At 46.0% G+C, this 19,663-nt stretch carries 17 protein-coding genes, 2 tRNA genes and 1 rRNA gene; all 20 read left to right on the forward strand.

Annotated features, from left to right (window positions below; genetic code table 11):
• Nucleotides 1-19 precede the first annotated feature (19 nt).
• The 20 genes from rrf to tsaD all read left to right on the forward strand — a co-directional run bounded on the left by rrf (nucleotide 20) and on the right by tsaD (nucleotide 19,653).
• Nucleotides 20-135, forward strand: a 5S ribosomal RNA gene (rrf, locus tag KOL94_RS23400).
• Between the two features lie 515 nt (nucleotides 136-650).
• The gene (locus tag KOL94_RS23405) at nucleotides 651-1,784 is read left to right on the forward strand and encodes a trans-sulfuration enzyme family protein (protein WP_260412633.1); all 1,134 of its coding nucleotides are present in this window, start codon (nucleotides 651-653) and stop codon (nucleotides 1,782-1,784) included.
• Between the two features lie 167 nt (nucleotides 1,785-1,951).
• A tRNA-Met gene (locus KOL94_RS23410) sits at nucleotides 1,952-2,028 on the forward strand.
• 45 nt (nucleotides 2,029-2,073) lie between these two features.
• A tRNA-Asp gene (locus tag KOL94_RS23415) sits at nucleotides 2,074-2,149 on the forward strand.
• 1,153 nt (nucleotides 2,150-3,302) lie between these two features.
• Nucleotides 3,303-4,205 (forward strand): branched-chain-amino-acid transaminase, encoded by a 903-nt coding sequence (gene ilvE / locus KOL94_RS23420; RefSeq protein WP_221569087.1) that lies wholly within the window; start codon nucleotides 3,303-3,305, stop codon nucleotides 4,203-4,205.
• 21 nt (nucleotides 4,206-4,226) lie between these two features.
• Nucleotides 4,227-5,894, forward strand: coding sequence for a dihydroxy-acid dehydratase (ilvD, locus tag KOL94_RS23425; RefSeq protein WP_221569088.1), 1,668 nt, complete (start codon nucleotides 4,227-4,229; stop codon nucleotides 5,892-5,894).
• A gap of 288 nt (nucleotides 5,895-6,182) precedes the next feature.
• Nucleotides 6,183-6,380, forward strand: coding sequence for a hypothetical protein (locus KOL94_RS23430; RefSeq protein WP_221569089.1), 198 nt, complete (start codon nucleotides 6,183-6,185; stop codon nucleotides 6,378-6,380).
• A gap of 22 nt (nucleotides 6,381-6,402) precedes the next feature.
• A complete protein-coding gene (gene ilvB / locus KOL94_RS23435) occupies nucleotides 6,403-8,112 on the forward strand; it encodes an acetolactate synthase large subunit (protein ID WP_221569090.1) in 1,710 nt (569 codons plus the stop codon).
• Entirely contained in the window at nucleotides 8,109-8,633 is a 525-nt protein-coding gene (gene ilvN / locus KOL94_RS23440; RefSeq protein WP_221569091.1) for an acetolactate synthase small subunit, read from the forward strand. The genes ilvB and ilvN overlap by 4 nt, the downstream gene beginning before the upstream one ends.
• A gap of 19 nt (nucleotides 8,634-8,652) precedes the next feature.
• Nucleotides 8,653-9,678, forward strand: coding sequence for a ketol-acid reductoisomerase (gene ilvC, locus KOL94_RS23445; protein WP_221569092.1), 1,026 nt, complete (start codon nucleotides 8,653-8,655; stop codon nucleotides 9,676-9,678).
• Entirely contained in the window at nucleotides 9,665-11,206 is a 1,542-nt protein-coding gene (locus KOL94_RS23450) for a 2-isopropylmalate synthase (RefSeq protein WP_221569093.1), read from the forward strand. Before ilvC ends, KOL94_RS23450 begins: the two co-directional genes overlap by 14 nt.
• Nucleotides 11,207-11,480: 274 nt before the next feature.
• A complete protein-coding gene (leuB, locus tag KOL94_RS23455; RefSeq protein ID WP_221569094.1) occupies nucleotides 11,481-12,593 on the forward strand; it encodes a 3-isopropylmalate dehydrogenase in 1,113 nt (370 codons plus the stop codon).
• 192 nt (nucleotides 12,594-12,785) lie between these two features.
• Entirely contained in the window at nucleotides 12,786-14,198 is a 1,413-nt protein-coding gene (gene leuC / locus KOL94_RS23460; RefSeq protein WP_221569095.1) for a 3-isopropylmalate dehydratase large subunit, read from the forward strand.
• Nucleotides 14,199-14,212: 14 nt separating this feature from the next.
• Nucleotides 14,213-14,800 (forward strand): 3-isopropylmalate dehydratase small subunit, encoded by a 588-nt coding sequence (gene leuD, locus KOL94_RS23465; RefSeq protein WP_221569096.1) that lies wholly within the window; start codon nucleotides 14,213-14,215, stop codon nucleotides 14,798-14,800.
• Nucleotides 14,801-14,856: 56 nt separating this feature from the next.
• Entirely contained in the window at nucleotides 14,857-15,810 is a 954-nt protein-coding gene (gene ilvA, locus KOL94_RS23470; protein WP_221569097.1) for a threonine ammonia-lyase, read from the forward strand.
• 236 nt (nucleotides 15,811-16,046) lie between these two features.
• Entirely contained in the window at nucleotides 16,047-17,021 is a 975-nt protein-coding gene (gene thiL, locus KOL94_RS23475) for a thiamine-phosphate kinase (protein WP_221569098.1), read from the forward strand.
• Between the two features lie 16 nt (nucleotides 17,022-17,037).
• Nucleotides 17,038-17,508, forward strand: coding sequence for a tRNA (adenosine(37)-N6)-threonylcarbamoyltransferase complex ATPase subunit type 1 TsaE (tsaE, locus tag KOL94_RS23480; protein WP_221569099.1), 471 nt, complete (start codon nucleotides 17,038-17,040; stop codon nucleotides 17,506-17,508).
• Nucleotides 17,489-18,181 carry a tRNA (adenosine(37)-N6)-threonylcarbamoyltransferase complex dimerization subunit type 1 TsaB gene (tsaB, locus tag KOL94_RS23485; RefSeq protein WP_221569100.1) on the forward strand — a complete coding sequence of 231 codons (693 nt, stop codon included), beginning with the start codon at nucleotides 17,489-17,491 and terminating at the stop codon, nucleotides 18,179-18,181. Before tsaE ends, tsaB begins: the two co-directional genes overlap by 20 nt.
• 9 nt (nucleotides 18,182-18,190) lie before the next feature.
• Nucleotides 18,191-18,640 carry a ribosomal protein S18-alanine N-acetyltransferase gene (gene rimI, locus KOL94_RS23490; protein ID WP_221569101.1) on the forward strand — a complete coding sequence of 150 codons (450 nt, stop codon included), beginning with the start codon at nucleotides 18,191-18,193 and terminating at the stop codon, nucleotides 18,638-18,640.
• A complete protein-coding gene (tsaD, locus tag KOL94_RS23495) occupies nucleotides 18,640-19,653 on the forward strand; it encodes a tRNA (adenosine(37)-N6)-threonylcarbamoyltransferase complex transferase subunit TsaD (protein ID WP_221569102.1) in 1,014 nt (337 codons plus the stop codon). Before rimI ends, tsaD begins: the two co-directional genes overlap by 1 nt.
• The last annotated feature ends 10 nt before the right edge of the window (nucleotides 19,654-19,663 follow it).

Here is a 19,663-nt window from a genome sequence, read left to right on the forward strand (position 1 = left end):
GGTTATCACAAATCGATAGTCTGGTGACGATCGCGAAGAGGTCACACCCGTTCCCATGCCGAACACGGAAGTTAAGCTCTTCAGCGCCAATGGTAATTGGGGGCTTCCCCCTGTGAGAGTAGGACGTCGCCGGGCAACACAGAGTAGTCGAGAGACTGCTCTTTTTTGTTGTATAAATAACCATTTTGCTTTCGAAGTGTCTTATGAAGTGTTCATGAGGACATTTAAATCGATTTTTCACGCAGAAAGGGTCTTATGAAGTGTTCATGAGGACATTTAAATCGATTTTTCACGCAGAAAGGGTCTTATGAAGTGTTCATGAGGACATTTAAATCGATTTTTCAAGCAGAAACGGTCTTATAAAGCGTTCATGAGGACATTTAAATCGATTTTTCACGCAGAAAGGGTTTTATGAAGTGTTCATGAGGACATTAAAATCGATTTTTCACGCAGAAAGGGTCTTATGAAGCATTCATGAGGACATTTAAAATCGATTTTTCACGCAGAAACGGTCTTATGAAACGTTTTCTATAGTGATCTAAATTTGAGGAGTAGACAGCAGCTAAGACATCAGCTTACTATTACAAGCTGTATGGTTTCACGGTATAGATCGGTTCGTGTTATATTATTTTTAGATGGAGGCGATGGTATTGGATAATTTCCGTTTTGATTCAAAAGCTGTACATTTTCATAAACGACTTAAATCAGAAGCAACGAGTAAAGCACAACCGATTTATCAAACCTCAGCTTTCAAGTTTAAAAACCTTGAGGAGCTTGAGGGATTTTTTGAAGGTAAATCACCATTTATGTACTCAAGAGTGAATAATCCGAACACAGATGACTTGGGGAGAGGCGTAGCCCAGCTAGAGGGAGCACCAAATGGGATCGCGACTTCCTCGGGGATTTCAGCAATTTTAGCAGGAATCCTTTCTGTGGCTGAACAAGGGTCGCATATCGTCGCATGTGAAGATCTATACGGCGGTACATATCAGTTACTCGCTAAAGAATTACCGTCCTTAGGGATTGATGTGTCATTCACTTCTTTTGAAAACGAAGAGAGCATCCGCTCAGCTATGAAGGACAATACGGTTCTACTTTATTCCGAAACGATTACAAATCCATTTTTACGAGTAGAGAATGTAGATCTAATCGTGAAAATTGCAGAAGAAACAGGCGTACGAACGATGATTGACAACACGTTTGCAACACCTTATCTACTCCAGCCATATTTAAAAGGGGTGAACCTTGTAGCGCATAGTGCAACGAAATACATTGGAGGGCATTCAGATATTTCGGCAGGTGTCCTTGTCGGTGAAGCTGCTCTTGTCGAAAAAGCACGGAGCAAAGTCACGAATTTCGGAAGCAATCTGAGTCCATTTGAAGCCTGGTTGACGTGCCGAGGACTAAAGACCTTAAGTCTTCGTATGGAGAGGCATGTGAGCAATGCTAAGAAGCTTGCAGGCTTTTTATCAGAGCACGAAGGTATTGAAAAAGTTTTTTATCCCTCGGACGCATCTGAAAAAGGGAATGGAGCGATTGTATCGATTGTTTTACGTGATGATATCAATCCTAATCAATTTACTGAGAATCTTGATTGGATCGGTGTAGTACCGACATTGGCAGGCGTGGAAACGACTGTATCGTATCCGATCGGGACTTCACATCGAGCTATCCCGACCTCGGACCAAGAGCGGTTAGGGATTACCAAACAATTGATTCGAATCTCAGTCGGGATTGAGGATTATCTGGATATCGAGGATGCATTCCGAAAGGCTTTATCCTAATAAGGCGGAAAGTGCTGTTGATTTTTGGCAGTACTTTCCTGTCTTAAAACAAAAAGATTAAAAAAATACTTGCAGTTGTTTGGTTAATATGGTATATTAGTTATTGTCCGGTTGAAAGGGACAACATGAAAATTGAGACGAAGACATCGTCATTATACTTTTATCGTCGCGGGGTGGAGCAGTCTGGTAGCTCGTCGGGCTCATAACCCGAAGGTCGTAGGTTCAAATCCTATCCCCGCAACCAATTAAAACTCACTACGTGGAATTCACGTTTGGAACATACATATTTGGACCCGTGGTGTAGGGGTTAACATGCCTGCCTGTCACGCAGGAGATCGCCGGTTCGAATCCGGTCGGGTCCGCCATCAACATGAAACAACGGTTTCGTGTTTTTTTTATGCCTAAAAACAGAAACCTCCACTGTTTTGTCGTTTTAAAAGGTTCGCAGAAGAAGTCTAATTTTTGCAAATAACCATTGAATTCAGCAATAATCATCCTCTTCATCAAAAGGAATCCACCATCTTTTTTCTCAAAGGCTCTGTTAAAGGACTTTGTTGATTTTAAGCGAAATTAGCTACACTCTTGCGGGAAAAAGGCGAGACCCACAGCGAGGAGGCTTGCGGAAAGGGAGTGAATTTAGCAGAGATCAAAATAAAAACCAACAGAGCCCCTTCCCGAATAAAACATCTCCATAGAAAATGAGCTAAGATCCTAACAAGGGTCTTTTTGAAAGATAATAAAGTACAAAATTTGGTCTACCACAGTCTTAGGAATGTTTTAGTGTTTTGTAGATAATTTCGAATTTTTGTAGACATTTTTGTAGGTATTTACAAATTTTTGTATTTATCATCTTTTTTTTGTAGATAAATCAGAATTTCATATAAGTTTACCTATCATTTCCCCTTATTTACAGGTAACCTTAGTCCTTTTATGAATAAATAACATCCAATAATCCCTTAATTAATCTGTTTTTCTTCCATAATCGGATGAAAACATCAATTTTTGGAGATTCCATCGCATCATGGACAGCTCTTATTAAGATTAGGGTTTACCACGGTGCCAGGTACACTTTCAAAAGTGTTGGGACAGAAGGTGTTTACAACGGTGCCAGGCACCGTTTTCTAATTCTAATAGTCAAATGGGATTAAAACGAAATTCTCGATTCCGGACTTTTCTCTCAAAAGATCCAATCGATTTTGGTTCCCTGGTACTGTTTTCTTTTACCCTGTATTTTACCTTGAATGTGGAAACGATTCCCTTCATATCGCGCGTTGTTTTATCTTTAAAGCGCTTCCAATAAAAAAATTTTTAACTCCCAAAAAGCCCATGGTTAATATGATGTAAGCGTTTACTAAATAACTGATTAATCTAAATTATCAAAAAATAAGGTTGACCTCTCGAAAACATCGGAGTAATATTGTCATCAACATAATTTTCTGACAAAAGTTAATGCCCCGTCAGAAAGGGCTTCAACCAATTTATTTCAAAAGAAAAAATGATATGAAAGGAGCGATCGACATGAGCGAACAATGGATTTACCTGAACGGCCATTTTGTCAATAAAAATGAAGCTGTTGTATCTGTGTATGACCACGGATTTTTATACGGAGATGGGGTGTTCGAAGGTATTAGAATGTATGATGGCAATATATTTCGCCTGAAAGAACATGTTGATCGCCTATATGATTCGGCGAAATCAATCATGCTCGACATCCCGAAAACGAAAAAAGAATTATCGGAAATCATCGCAGAAACACTGCGTCGGAATGATTTACGTAATGCATATATTCGTGTCGTTGTATCAAGAGGTGTCGGAAACCTTGGTCTCGATCCAAATAGTTGCCGGAATCCTCAGATCATTGTCATTGCTGAACAGCTCGCTTTGTTCCCAAGGCAGCTGTATGATGCAGGCATTGAAATCGCGACGGTGGCAAGCAGAAGGAACCGTGCGGATGTATTATCTCCTAAAGTGAAATCGTTGAATTACTTGAATAACATCCTTGTGAAAATCGAAGCGAATCTCGCTGGTGTGAGCGAAGCATTGATGCTCAATGATCAAGGGTATGTTGCAGAGGGTTCTGCCGACAATGTCTTCATCGTCAAGGGCAATGTGATCAAAACGCCGCCAGGCTATGTGGGAGCGTTAGAAGGTATAACGAGGAATGCCATTATCGAAATTGCTCAACTATTAGGCTTTGAAATGCGGGAAGAGGTATTTACCCGACATGATGTCTATACAGCAGACGAAGTATTCCTGACTGGAACTGCTGCTGAAGTGATCGGCGTTGTAAAAGTCGATGGCAGACAGGTAGGCGATGGACGTCCAGGTAAATATACCAATCAGCTTTTAGAAGCGTTTCGAAATACAGTGACTGAAGATGGATACAAAGTGTACTCAGATAAAAAGGTTCAAGCAGGATAATTGCAGGTTGGTGGTGATTAGATGCGAAGTGACATGATCAAAAAAGGGATAGACCGTGCACCGCACAGGAGTCTGCTGCGTGCTACGGGCGTCAAGACAAGAGATATAGAAAAGCCGTTCATCGGTGTTTGCAACTCTTACATCGATATCATTCCTGGCCATATGCATTTGAATGTTTTTGCACAAGTCGTTAAAGACGCAATTCGCGAAGCAGGCGGCATACCATTCGAATTCAACACGATTGGCGTGGATGATGGAATCGCGATGGGACATATCGGAATGCGATACTCCTTGCCTAGCAGGGAAGTCATCGCTGATTCAGCCGAAACCGTAATCAATGCTCACTGGTTTGATGGGGTGTTCTTCATTCCAAACTGTGACAAAATCACACCAGGAATGTTGATGGCAGCGGCAAGAACAAATGTACCTTCTGTTTTCGTATCAGGAGGTCCGATGGAAGGCGGAACTTCGAAAGACGGTAAACCGTTATCTCTCGTATCCGTTTTTGAAGGTGTCGGTGCCCATCAATCCGGGACAATGACATCTGAAGAACTTCTTGATATTGAACAAAACGCTTGTCCGACATGCGGTTCATGTTCAGGAATGTTCACGGCGAACTCGATGAATTCCATGATGGAGATGGTCGGCCTGGCGTTACCAGGAAACGGGACGATCGTCGCTACATCAGATGAACGTCATCGACTGATTAAAGAAGCTGCTCATCATCTGGTCGACATGATCAAGAAGGATATCAAACCGAGAGACATCATTACGAAAGATGCGATTGATGATGCATTCGCACTTGATATGGCGATGGGCGGATCAACGAATACCGTTCTTCACACTTTAGCAATCGCGAATGAAGCAGAGGTTGATTATGACATCAACCGAATCAATGAAATCGCTGAAAAAACGCCGTACCTGGCAAAAATAAGTCCGGCATCGGATTATACGATGGATGATGTACACCACGCTGGAGGAATCAGCGCAATCATCAAAGAGCTTTGTGAAATTGATGGATTGGTCAACAGGGATCGAATTACTGTAACCGGAAAATCGTTATATGAAACAGTCAAATCGTATGATATCAAAAATGACGAAGTGATCCGGCGAAGGGATAATCCTTATAGTAAAGTCGGCGGCTTATCAGTCCTGAATGGGAATATCGCACCAGAAGGCGGCGTGATCAAAGTCGGTGCTGTCGATCCTTCAATCAAGACGTTCGTGGGAAAAGCAGTATGCTTCGACTCACAGGACGAAGCACAGCAAGGAATCGATGACGGAACGGTCCAAGAAGGGGATGTAGTCGTTATCCGATATGAAGGTCCGAAAGGCGGACCAGGGATGCCGGAAATGTTAGCACCGACTGCAGCGATTGCAGGACGGGGGCTGGATAAGAAAGTTGCCTTGATAACAGATGGCCGGTTCTCAGGGGCCTCCAGAGGCATCTCCGTCGGACACATCTCACCGGAGGCGGCAGAAGGCGGACCGATCGCTTTTGTACAGGATGGCGATTCGATCTTCATCGACCTTCAGAACCGTACAATCAACCTGATGATTTCAGAGGAAGAACTAGAGGAGCGCAGGCAAAATTTCGTTCAGCCTCCTCCAAAGATCAAAAAAGGTTATTTAGCTCGATATGCCAAACTAGTAACATCCGCGAGTACAGGCGGAATCATGAAAATTTGATATCACTAAATCGACGACGAGGTAAAAGTGGATGGATTCCGTATTTTCCAGAGAGCCGGTACAGGTGGAAGCCGGTAATACACCCATACACGACATCCCCTCTGAGTGTCGCATTGAATTTCTAGTAGGTGCGACCGAGTGTTTTTAAACACTTGTTACAAAAAGGGACTGACCAATTGGAGCAGCCCCATGAGATAGCATCTGTAAGGGTGCTATGAACGAAGGTGGTACCATGAAGAGGATCAGATCAAAGCCTTTTCATCCTTTACGAAATGAAACATTGTCGTAGTGGGTGGAAAGGCTTTTCATTTTGTAAAAAGCCTTTATGAATTCGAAGTTGATGTTCTAGAGCTACTTTCTTCAGGTGAATACCCGACATTCCTGCGGGAAAAGCGAGCGAAGCCAGTACATCGATTTGCAATCGAGCGGGCTTACGGATCGCCAGCGGAAATGGAGGAGAATTCAAAGGAACCAACCATTGAGTAAAAAATTCAGGGAGGAGATTGAAATGAAGGTGAAAATGAAGGCAGAACCTGAAGAGCAGCGGCTGACTGGTGCCGAGACTCTGATCCATGCCTTGAAGCAAGAAAAAGTCGAAGTTGTTTTTGGGTATCCGGGAGGAGCGGTTTTACCAATCTATGATGCACTTTATCGTAACCCGATCAGGCACGTGCTAGCACGACATGAACAAGGAGCAATCCACGCGGCTGAAGGTTATGCAAGAGTTTCAGGTAAACCCGGCGTCGTTTTAGCAACATCAGGACCGGGTGCGACGAATCTGATCACAGGTATTACCGACGCGATGATGGATTCACTGCCGCTTGTCATTTTTACAGGTCAGGTGGCATCTGGTGTCATCGGAACAGACGCCTTTCAAGAAGCGGATGTAACCGGAATTACGATGCCGATTACAAAACATAACTACCAGGTCCGAGACTTGAAAGACCTCCCTAGAATTGTGAAAGAAGCGTTTCATATTGCAACGCATGGCCGTCCGGGTCCAGTGCTTGTCGATATTCCGAAGGATGTTTCTGCGACGGCGACGGATGTGAACTTTGACGGATCGGTACATCTTCCGGGATTCCAGCCGACGACGAATCCGAATGTCTTGCAAATCAAAAAGCTGAACGAAGCGATCGAATCAGCAAAGAAACCAGTGATTTTAGCAGGAGCAGGGATATTGCACGCCAAGGCATCCGAACAATTACGATCAGTAGCTGAATTGAAAAATATCCCAGTCGTCCATACGTTGCTCGGATTAGGCGGTTTCCCGGCAGACCATCCGCTGTTTCTCGGAATGGGAGGAATGCATGGATGCTATGCCGCAAACATGGCGTTATACGAATGTGATCTGCTCGTGAATATCGGTGCCCGGTTTGACGATCGGCTGACAGGAGATCTCAAGACCTTCGCACCGAATGCAACAGTCGCTCATATCGATATCGATCCCGCTGAAATCGGGAAAAACGTGAAAACACACATTCCGATCGTCGGAGATGCGAAAGCGGCACTGCAAAAGCTTGTAGACGAGCAAGGATCGAGCTCGATGTGTGATGAATGGGTCGAGCACTTACGGCAATACAAACAGGAATATCCGTACTGGCATAAGGAGTTGGAGGATGCGATCTCTCCTCAAAAACTGATTACGGAAATCCATTCGCTGACAGACGGAGAGGCGATCGTAACAACGGATGTCGGGCAGCATCAGATGTGGGCAGCTCAATATTATACCTTCAACGATCCGCACAAATGGGTCACTTCCGGAGGACTTGGGACGATGGGATTCGGATTCCCGGCAGCAATCGGCGCCCAAATCGCTGAGCCGGATAAAAAGGTTGTAAGCATTGTCGGAGACGGCGGCTTTCAAATGACCTCCGAGGAGCTTATCCTTTTAAGGGAATTGGATCTCCCAGTCAAAATCATCATCGTCAATAATGGGGCTCTCGGAATGGTAAGGCAATGGCAGGAATCCTTTTACGAACAGCGTTATTCACAATCCGTCTTCAGTCTGCAGCCTGACTTCGTCAAACTGGCTGATTCATATGGCGTGAGAGGATTCAAGGTTGAAACAGAGGAAATGGCCAAGACGTTGCTATCTGAAGTATTGGCTGATGATGAACCGGCATTGATCGATTGTCGCGTTTGTCCAGTAGAAAACGTTTATCCGATGGTAGCACCAGGAACAGGACTCCACGAAATGATCGGGGTGAAACCATGAAAAGGAGAATCGTAACAGCAACAGTCATCAACCAGAGTGGTGTCTTGAATCGAGTGACAGGACTTTTTACAAAACGTCACTTCAACATTGAGAGTATTACAGTCGGGCATACCGAAACAGAAGGAATCTCGAAAATGACGTTTGTGGTCAATGTCGAGGATGATCGGCAAATTGAACAGCTCTTGAAACAGCTGAATAAGCAGATCGATGTCCTCAAGGTATCCGACATCACTAATCAGGCGATTGTGGCCAGGGAACTTGCACTTATCAAGGTGCTCGTGAATGGGCAGACCCGAGCGGAAATTAGCGGAATCGTCGAACCGTTCCGGGCTTTGATCATCGATATGTCGCGGGACACCCTCACTGTCCAGGTCACTGGTGATACGGAAAAGATCGAAGCGATCATCGAGCTGTTAAGACCATACGGAATCAAGGAGCTTGCAAGAACCGGAATCACAGCATTTACAAGAGGGTTTCAGAAATCAGTCACTGATCTTAAGCAATATACACTATTAAAATAACCGGAAAGGATGATGGAAAATGGTCAAAGTATATTATAACGATGATGTAACGAACGATGTGTTGAAGGGGAGGAAAGTTGCTGTTGTCGGTTATGGTTCCCAGGGTCACGCACACGCCCAGAACTTACGGGAAAGTGGCTATGACGTCGTTGTCGGGCTTCGTCCAGGGAAGTCATGGGATCAGGCGGAAAAAGACGGATTTGCTGTAAAATCTGTACGGGAAGCGAGTGAAGAAGCAGACGTCGTCATGGTGCTGCTTCCGGATGAATGGCAGCCTACCGTCTATAAAAACGAAATCAAGCCTGCATTGACTCCAGGGAAAGCATTAGCTTTCGCACACGGCTTCAACGTCCATTTCAATCAGGTGGTCCCTCCGGAAGATGTCGATGTCTTCCTCGTAGCACCTAAAGGACCAGGACATCTGGTAAGAAGGACATTTGCAAACGGTGCTGGGGTTCCTGCACTTTTCGGTGTCCAACAGAACGTGACAGGTGAAGCGGCGAATCTCGCACTGGCTTACGCAAAAGGAATCGGTGCCGGCCGAGCTGGAATTTTAGAAACGACATTCAAGGAGGAAACGGAAACCGATCTATTCGGTGAACAGGCTGTCCTTTGCGGAGGACTCACCTCTCTCGTAAAAGCAGGCTTCGAAACGTTAACAGAAGCTGGTTACCAGCCAGAAGTCGCTTACTTCGAGTGTCTCCACGAGCTGAAACTAATCGTCGATCTGATGTATGAGGATGGAATCGAAGGGATGAGGTATTCAGTATCGGATACGGCACAATGGGGTGATTTCGTATCAGGTCCACGAGTCGTGAACGAAGAAACGAAAGCAAGGATGAAAGACGTATTGGAAGATATCCAATCAGGTGAATTCGCCAAGGGATGGATTCTTGAGAACCAATTGAACCGTCCTGTCTATAACGCTACGAATGAACGGGAGAAGAACCATCAGATCGAGGTAGTGGGAAGGAGATTACGAGAGCTGATGCCGTTCATCAAAAAAGAAAAAGAAAAGGAAGTGGTCGGCAGTGGCCAAAATTGATGTCTTTGACACAACCCTAAGAGACGGTGAACAATCAGCTGGCGTCAATCTAAACCACCTTGAGAAACTTGAAATCGCTCATCAATTAGAACGTTTGGGCGTCGATATCATTGAAGCCGGCTTTCCGGCAGCGTCCAAAGGGGATCTGCAATCAGTCAAACGGATTGCGGAATCTGTGAAAAACAGTTCGGTGACGGGGCTTGCCCGTGCGAACCGCAAAGACATCGACGCAGCTTGGGAGGCGTTGAAAGGATCGGCTGAACCAAGACTCCATGTGTTTCTTGCGACATCACCGATCCACATGACCTACAAGCTGAAAATGACGACAGATCAGGTCCTTGAAAAAGCTGTAGAGACGGTTAAATATGCGAAAAAGAATTTTACACATGTCCAATGGTCAGCGGAAGATGCGTGCCGTTCAGACAAACACTTTCTCGTAAAGATCATCACGGAGGTCATTAATGCAGGCGCGACAGTCATCAACCTTCCTGATACGGTCGGCTACATGACGCCTGAGGAATACGGCGGACTGTTCCGGTTCATTAAGGAGAACGTACCGAACGTCGATAAGGTAAAACTTTCGGCACACTGCCACAATGATCTCGGGATGGCTACAGCCAATACACTCGCCGCGATTGAAAATGGAGCAGATCAGGTCGAAGGAACGATTAATGCAATCGGTGAAAGAGCCGGAAATACTGGTCTTGAAGAAATCGCCGTTGCGCTTCATATCCGGGACGATTTTTACAGGGCGAAGACAGGTTTGAAACTTGATGAATTGAAACGTACGAGCAACCTTGTCAGCAAGCTTACCGGAATGAATGTACCCGGAAACAAAGCAGTTGTCGGAAACAACGCATTCGCCCATGAATCAGGAATCCATCAAGACGGTATGTTGAAGGAGAAAACGACGTACGAAATCATCAGTCCAGAGTTAATCGGCGTACAGACCAACCGCCTTGTGCTAGGAAAGCATTCCGGACGCCATGCTTTCAAAAACAAAGTGAAGGACATGGGCTTCGAATTGACGGATCAGAAGCTGAACGAAGCGTTCCAGATGTTCAAGGATCTCGCTGACAAGAAGAAAGAAGTATCCGACGATGATATCTTCGCTCTCCTCATGGAGAAGCAGACCGAAGCGGAAGGCGTACCAACTTACGACTTGAAGAGCTTGCAAGTGCAATACGGGATGGATAACATTCCAACCGCGACGATTGCAGTCGTGAAACCGGATGGCACTTATACCCAGGAAGCGGCGACAGGCTTCGGCAGTGTCGAAGCGATCTATAACACGATCGAGAAGCTCGTTGAAGATTCAATCGTTCTACTCGACTACAAGATCCACTCTGTCGGCGGAGGACGAGATGCACTGGCAGAGGTTTATGTACAAGTCAAATACAATGACGTCCAATCAAGTGGACGAGGAACTGCCCAGGATGTACTCGAAGCATCGGCAAGAGCATACCTGGATGCAGTCAACAGGGTTCGAAACGTACACCAACGCGAAAAGAAAAAAGCGTCTGTGTAAGTAAAAATAGCTAAAGATTAGGCCTATTGGAAAATAACGGACATGAGAGACCTTATCTTTGGCAAAGAAGGTGTGATTCCAAACATTAGCGGACATGAGAGACCTTATCTGTGACAAAACGGGTTGTTTTCCGATAATTTCAGGTAAATAAGGTCTCTGGTGTCCTCTAAACCTTCGAAAAAGTGGTTTTGGTCAAGAATAAGGCCTCTGGTGTCCACTAAAATTAAGTAAATTCAGTAATACAACTAAACTTTTAAAAAATGGAGGGATTATGATGAAAAAGCAAGTGGCAGTACTACCAGGTGATGGGATCGGGCAAGAAGTCATGAATGGGGCACTTGAAGTGTTAAAAGCTGTCGAAGACCACTATGGACATCAATTCAAGGTTGTTCAAGCAGATATTGGTGGTGTTGCCATTGATCATCATGGCACTCCTCTCCCTAAGGAAACACTTGAAGCCTGTAAACAAAGCGATGCCGTCCTACTCGGTGCAGTAGGCGGACCGAAATGGAACGATGTACCTGTGGAAATCCGCCCTGAGAAAGGTTTACTAGGAATCCGCAAAGAGCTGGGGTTGTTCGGCAACCTTCGTCCAATCAAGACATTTGAAGCTCTTGTTGACGCTTCACCATTGAAACAGAGTGTCGTCCAGGGTGTCGATTTCATCATCGTCAGGGAATTGACCGGCGGCCTTTATTTCGGTGAACCAAGAGAACGAAGAGGAAAGAATCAGGAAGTTGCTGTTGATACGCTCCGATACGAGAAGAAGGAGATCGAGAAGGTCGTCCGCAAAGCATTCGAACTTGCCTCCAAACGTCGGAAGAAGCTAACTTCCGTTGATAAAGCGAATGTGTTGGAATCAAGCAGGATGTGGAGAGAGGTCGTTGATCAGATCGCACCGGAATATCCGGATGTAGAAGTCGAACATCTTCTTGTAGATGTCGCAGCTATGAAACTCATTTATCAACCGAACCAATTCGATGTTATGGTGACGGAGAACATGTTCGGAGACATCCTTAGTGATGAAGCCTCCATGTTGACCGGTTCACTAGGAATGCTTCCATCCGCTAGTTTAAGAGAAGACGATTTCGGACTCTATGAACCTGTCCACGGTTCAGCCCCTGATATTGCTGGTAAAGGGCAGGCGAATCCACTCGGAATGGTATTATCTGTTGCGATGATGCTGCGCCACTCTTTCGGGATGAAAGAAGAGGCGGATATGGTTGAAGCTGCCGTTGAGGAAATCCTTCGTACTGGGGCACGTACAGCAGACTTGGCAGGCAATCAAATCGTTCCTGTTTCGAAAACGAAAGAAATGATCGACTTAGTCGTCGAACAAATGAAGCCGAATTATGCGATGTCAGGAATCTTAGCGGCATATTTGTAAGAAGGCTATCTTCTAAAAGTTTGTTGCTGATGGAATGTTGTCAAGGAAGTTGCTGGAGGCTTATGACAATGGAAACATGCGAGACTCCTGCGGGACAGCAAGCTAAGCGAGTATATTTCCAAACTCAAAACAAAACAACAATCTATGCGAAAAAACGCGAAAGAATGACACTGTTCAGTGGAGGAAATTGAAGTGAAACCAAAAAATATCATTGAAAAGTTGTGGGAGGAACATATCGTCTATCAGGAAAGCGGCAAGCCGGATCTGCTTTACATCGATCTCCACCTGGTTCATGAAGTGACATCTCCCCAAGCCTTTGAAGGTCTGAGACTGAAGGAGCGACCGGTGAGACGTCCTGATCTGACTTTCGCTACGATGGATCACAATGTTCCGACTCTTAATCGGACAGTGATCAAAGACGAGGTGGCAAAGACCCAGATGACCAGGCTCGAGGAAAATTGTAAGGAATTCGGGATCGAGCTTGCAGATATCCACCATCCGGATCAAGGAATCGTCCATGTAATCGGACCAGAACTTGGTCTGACGCAACCGGGTAAAACGATCGTGTGTGGAGACAGCCATACCTCCACGCACGGTGCTTTCGGAGCTCTGGCCTTCGGGATCGGGACGAGTGAGGTCGAACATGTCCTCGCTACCCAGACATTGTGGCAAGCCAGACCGAAAACACTGCAGATCGAAGTCACAGGAAAACTCGGTTTCGGTGTCACAGCAAAGGATCTGATTCTCGGTATCATTGCGAAGTTCGGAGTCGGTGTAGGAGCAGGGCATGTCATCGAATTCACAGGAGAAGCAATCAGAAATCTCTCGATGGAAGAGAGGATGACAGTCTGCAACATGTCGATCGAAGCAGGTGCTAAAGCCGGAATTATCAGCCCTGACGAAGTTACATTCGATTATTTGGAAGGAAAGCGCCATGTTCCAAATGGAGACCGTTTCATGGCATCCATTGAGAAATGGAAGTCATTCGCAACGGATGAAGGAGCAAGCTATGACAAAACGCTTCAAATCGATGGTGCTGAAATCGAGCCTCAAGTGACATGGGGGACGAATCCTTCGATGGGCATCGGTATCAGTGATCAAGTACCTTCGCCAGATCAGTATGACAGGAAATCTGATCAGGAAGCCGTGCAAAGAGCCCTTACCTATATGGATCTTATAGGTGGAACGAAAATTGAGGAAGTTTCGATCGATTTCGTCTTCATCGGGTCCTGTACCAATTCACGGTTAAGTGACCTTCGGGCAGCAGCCGAGGTTGTGAAGGGACGTAAGGTCAAAAGGAGTGTCACAGCTCTTGTCGTTCCGGGTTCACAATCAGTCAAAAACCAGGCAGAGCAAGAAGGTTTGCACGAAGTTTTCCAGGATGCTGGTTTTGAATGGCGCGAGTCCGGGTGCAGCATGTGCCTCGCCATGAATGATGACATCGTCCCGCCTGGAAAACGATGTGCGTCGACGTCGAACCGTAACTTTGAGGGACGGCAAGGGAATGGCGCAAGAACACATCTTGTCAGTCCGGCAATGGCTGCGGCAGCAGCGATCGAAGGCCGTTTTACAGATGTTCGTGAAATGATGTCAGTAGTACACTAGAGGAAGTGAGAATCATGAAAGGAATCCGTGAAATCAGTGGGAAGGTTTTTCCGTTAAACAGGGACAATGTTGATACTGACCAGATCATCCCGAAGCAATTTCTGAAAAAGATCGATCGCCAGGGATTCGGCAAGTTCCTTTTCTATCATTGGCGATATGACGACGATGGATCGTTGCGAAGTGATTTCCATTTGGATGATGCGAAATATTCAGGAGCCTCGGTACTGGTCGGAGGCGAGAACTTCGGTTGCGGTTCATCAAGAGAGCATGCGCCATGGGCTCTGCAGGACTTCGGATTTGATGTGGTCATCGCACCGAGCTTTGCAGACATTTTTTACAACAATTGTTTGAAGAACGGGATGTTACCGATTAGGTTGAGCCATCAGGAAGTCAAGAGGTTGCTCGAAAAAGGATTGCAATCGGATTATACGTTATCCGTAAATCTAGAGGAACAATCCATCCGTGATACAGAAGGCTTCGAATCATCATTTGACATCGATCCTTACTGGAAAGAGATGCTGTTGAACGGATGGGATGAAATATCGATCACCCTCACCTATGAGGAGCAGATCGAACAATATGAAAAATCAAGACAGGAGTGAAGTGTGTTGGGAATTTCTTAAATGGAACTGAGATCGTAAAAGCAGTAGAAAATTTGATGCATGACGTCCACAGGACACCTTTGAAACAGTCGAAAACCATAAACCGTCTAACAGGCCGTCAAGTCTTTTTAAAAATGGAGAATCAGCAACGGACCGGCTCTTTCAAATTGCGTGGTGCGTTGAATAAGATCTGTTCATTGACAAAGGAAGAGGCTTCACGTGGAATCGTTTGTGCTTCAGCAGGCAACCATGCACAAGGGGTGGCGCTTGCAGCTTCGGAAAGAGGGATTTCAGCTAAAATCTTCATGCCGAAAAAGACGCCCCTCGCTAAAGTGGAAGCGACGAAATCGTATGGTGCAGAGATCAAGCTGACAGGTGAGACGTATCAGGAAGCTTTTACAGCTGCTAGTGAAGATATGCTTGCGAACGGATCTACCTTCGTCCATGCCTTTGATGATGAGAAAGTGATGGCCGGACAGGGAACAATCGCATTAGAAATGATGCAGCAATGTCCGGATTTGGAGGCGATCGTCGTACCAGTCGGAGGTGGAGGATTGATTGCTGGCATAGCTGTAGCAGCCAAGACCTTTCATCCCCAGTTGAAGGTGATCGGGGTACAATCACAAGGAGCCCCCGCAACATACAACCAGTTCACAGGGAAGAACACAGGATACATGAACCAGGCGAAAAGCATCGCGGATGGGATCGTGGTGAAAAAACCTGGGAAGCACACATATCCAGTCATTGAACAATTCGTCGATGAAATGGTGACGGTAAGTGATGAAGAAATCGCTTATGCCATCATATTCATGCTCGAAAGAGAAAAGACGCTAGTTGAAGGAGCAGGTGCAGCAGCTGTTGCTTCTCTCCTATGCAACAAGATTGATGGTCAACGGAATAAGGTCGGCTGTATCGTTAGTGGAGGGAATGTCGATCTCAGTAAAATCGAACATTATAGGAAATTAAGCCATCAATTTCTGGATGAGAAACCGCTGACCTCAATGTCTTGAACTCGAACGATTGAGTGGGATTTTCATTGGAAGTAGGATAAAATAAAGAAAACTTGGCAAAGCCAAGCCTTAAGCGTGGGCTGAGCCATTAGTTGCACTTATACTGAAGAAAGTATATTATACTTTCTTTAAGTGTAAATGTTAGAAAAAACCTTAGGAGTAAATGCCTAAGGTTTTTCTTTCGCACGATAGACTATAATGGAAAATAGATAGAGAACGGAAAGGGGTTGTATCCGATGAAGGATGAATTCGAATGGATCGAGAGCATCACACCGAAAAAGAATCATCAGCCGACTATGATCGAAGGGATCGGGGATGACGCAGCACTCATCCGTCCGGAAACAGAGTTTGATGATATTTTATGTGTGGATACGAAGGTCGAAAACATCCATTTCAGCCGTAAAACGATGAGTCCCTATCAAATCGGGTATAAAGCTTTAGCTGTAAACATCAGTGATGTTGCTGCTATGGGTGGTGCACCGAAGTTTTTTCTCGTATCGATTGCGATCCCTCAGGATTGGACAGAGGAAGAGCTTCAAGAGATCTACAGAGGGATGGAAGATCTTGCTGACAAATACACCGTTGATCTTATCGGCGGGGATACGGTCTCTACCTCAGGTCCTCTCGTGGTTTCAGTGACCGCCCATGGCCGGGTCCAAAAAGACCGAAAGCTGTTGCGGAAAAATGCCCAGCAAGGTGATACCGTGTTTTTGACAGGTCCAGTCGGATTATCAGCGGCAGGACTGGAACTCCTGTTAGAGGATCAGGTTTCTGATGATTTCAAAAGTCTGCTCGATGCCCATCAGCTGCCTGAGCCGCAAGTAGGGGCGGGGTTGCTTCTCGCTGAGAGTGGGTTTAAAATTGCGTTAAACGATATTAGCGACGGACTAGCCAGTGAGTCGCATGAAATTGCTGAAGCCAGCCAGGTCCACATCCAACTTCGATATGATCAGCTTCCGGTGGTTGATGAATTCAATCACTTTACAGCTGGACAAGTGTTGGATTGGATGTTGTATGGAGGAGAAGATTTTCAATTAGTCGGTACCGTCCCGCGTGAAGACTGGCCAGCTCTGGAAAAGCTTTTCAGCGAAAACGGACAACCGCTCCATGAAATCGGCGAAGTAGTGGAAGGGAACAAAGGTGTCACCCTTCAAAAAGGTGATGATCTGATTCCGATTTCCAAAAAAGGTTATAATCATTTTAGTCAATGAGAACCAGGTGATAGAAGTGGATACATTAAAAATCAGACTGATAAGTCCAGAAGAAACGATACAGTACGGAGCGCAGCTGGCGGAATTTTTGAAGCCAGGCGATGTCATCACATTAGAGGGTGACCTCGGTGCCGGAAAGACGACATTTACAAAAGGACTTGCGAAAGGGTTACATATCAAAAGGGTTGTGAAAAGCCCTACGTTCACGATCATCCGTGAATATAAAGGACGCCTACCGTTATATCATATGGACGTTTATCGTTTGGAAGACAGCGATGAAGACCTGGGTTTCGATGAGTATTTCGAAGGGGAGGGCGTAACGGTCGTCGAGTGGGCCCACCTCATCGAAGATTTTTTACCGGATGATCGGCTTGCAATCACGATCCGCCGTCTAAGTGATGAAGAGCGTGAATTGACGATCGAACCGACAGGAGAACGTTCGAACAGCATATGTGAGGAGTTTAGGAATGAAAGCATTAGCGATTGATACATCCAACCTTGTCATGGGTGTTTCCGTGATATCCGATGGCATAATCGTCGGAGAATTGACGACGAATATGAAAAAGAACCATTCTGTACGATTGATGCCGGCGATCGACAGTCTTTTGAAAGAAGTTGATATGACACCGAAAGAACTTGACCGCATCATTGTAGCGAAGGGTCCTGGATCTTTTACAGGTGTCCGGATCGGCGTTTCTGTGGCAAAAACGATGGCATGGTCGCTTGGCATTCCGGTTACTGGTGTATCAAGCCTTGAGGTCCTCGCCCAGAATGGGAAGTATTTTGATGGAGTGGTCTGCCCATTGTTCGACGGCAGGAGAGGGCAGATTTACACCGGTCTTTATGGGAATACGGAAGGACGATTCCAGCTTTTGGAGGAAGAGCGGATTGTCCAGCTGACCGAGTGGCTCGATCTGCTGAAGGAAGGGGCGGATAAGGTGTTGTTTTTAGGGAATGACCTTCCGCTTCATCAGGAGAAAATTGTAGAACGGTTTGGGGAGAGAGCTGTATTCGGACAAGCAGCCGATCATAGTCCTCGTTCTTCAGAGCTTGCTGCACTTGGTGTGGAACGAGAAGGAGAGGATCCTCACACCTTCACTCCAAGCTATTTGCGATTAGCTGAAGCAGAAGCCAAGTGGCTTGCGAACCAAAAGAAGTAGGTGCCTGAAATGGTAGAAAATCTGACTTTTCGCGTCATGACATTGGACGACCTTGAAGACGTGTTGAAAATAGAAAAATCTTCTTTTCCTAATCCATGGAGCAGGGATGCATTTTACAATGAGGTTGTGAACAATCAGTTCGCTACTTATCTGATTCTCGAGGTGGATGAACGACCGATCGGCTATTGTGGGATCTGGATCATCATTGACGAAGCGCATATCACCAACATCGCGATCATTCCTGAATTCAGAGGGAAGAAATACGGAGACGCACTGATGAAAAAAGCGATGGAACAAGCTCGGACAATGGGTGCCAAGACGATGACACTCGAAGTCCGGTTAAACAATGTGGTCGCGCAACGGCTCTATCGCAAATATGGATTCGAAAACGGCGGCATCCGGAAAAACTATTACACGGATAATGGAGAAGATGCATTAGTAATGTGGGTGAATTTATAATGCAGAAAAAAGATGAAATCATATTAGGAATTGAAACGAGCTGTGACGAGACAGCAGCGGCCATTGTAAAAAATGGAACGGAGCTGCTTTCGAACGTCGTCGCCTCACAAATTGAAAGCCATAAGCGGTTCGGCGGTGTAGTACCGGAAATTGCGTCCCGCCACCATGTTGAACAGATCACGATTGTCATCGAAGAAGCGATGAAGGAAGCAGACGTCGGTTTCGAAGATTTGTCTGCAATCGCTGTGACGGAAGGCCCTGGTTTGGTCGGTGCATTGTTGATCGGGGTCAATTCAGCGAAAGCACTCGCTTTAGCGCATGACATACCGCTTGTATCGGTTCATCATATCGCAGGTCATATTTACGCGAATCGCTTGCAGGAACCGATGGAAGAGTTCCCGTTGTTGGCGCTGGTCGTTTCGGGCGGTCATACTGAATTGATTTTGATGCAGGAGCATGGTTCCTATGAAATTATCGGGGAAACCCGTGATGACGCTGCTGGTGAAGCGTATGACAAGGTTGCTCGTACATTGAAGCTTCCATATCCGGGCGGTCCGCATATCGATAAAATGGCAGCAGAAGGCTCGGCGGTCATTGATCTTCCGAGGGCCTGGCTCGAAGCAGATTCGTTCGACTTCAGCTTCAGCGGTCTGAAATCTGCGGTGATCAACACGCTTCACAATGCTTCGCAACGCGGGGAAGAGATCAACCCTAATGATCTTGCCGCAAGCTTCCAGGAGAGTGTCATCGACGTTCTTGTCGAGAAGACTTTTCGGGCCGCTCAAGAGTACGGAGTGAAACAAGTTGTCGTAGCAGGTGGAGTAGCAGCGAATAGAGGATTGCGGGAACGGCTGACAGGGCGGTTTGCCGAGGCAGGGATCAGGTTGTCGGTCCCGCCATTATGGTTATGTACTGATAATGCGGCGATGATTGCTGCAGCAGGCTCGATCGAGTACCAAAAAGGAAAACGCGCTGATATGAAGCTCAATGGTAACCCAGGATTGGAGCTTTAGTGGGGACGGT

Origin of the sequence: Alkalihalobacillus sp. TS-13 (assembly GCF_019720915.1) — a bacterium.
Classification (GTDB): Bacteria; Bacillota; Bacilli; order Bacillales; family Fictibacillaceae; genus Pseudalkalibacillus.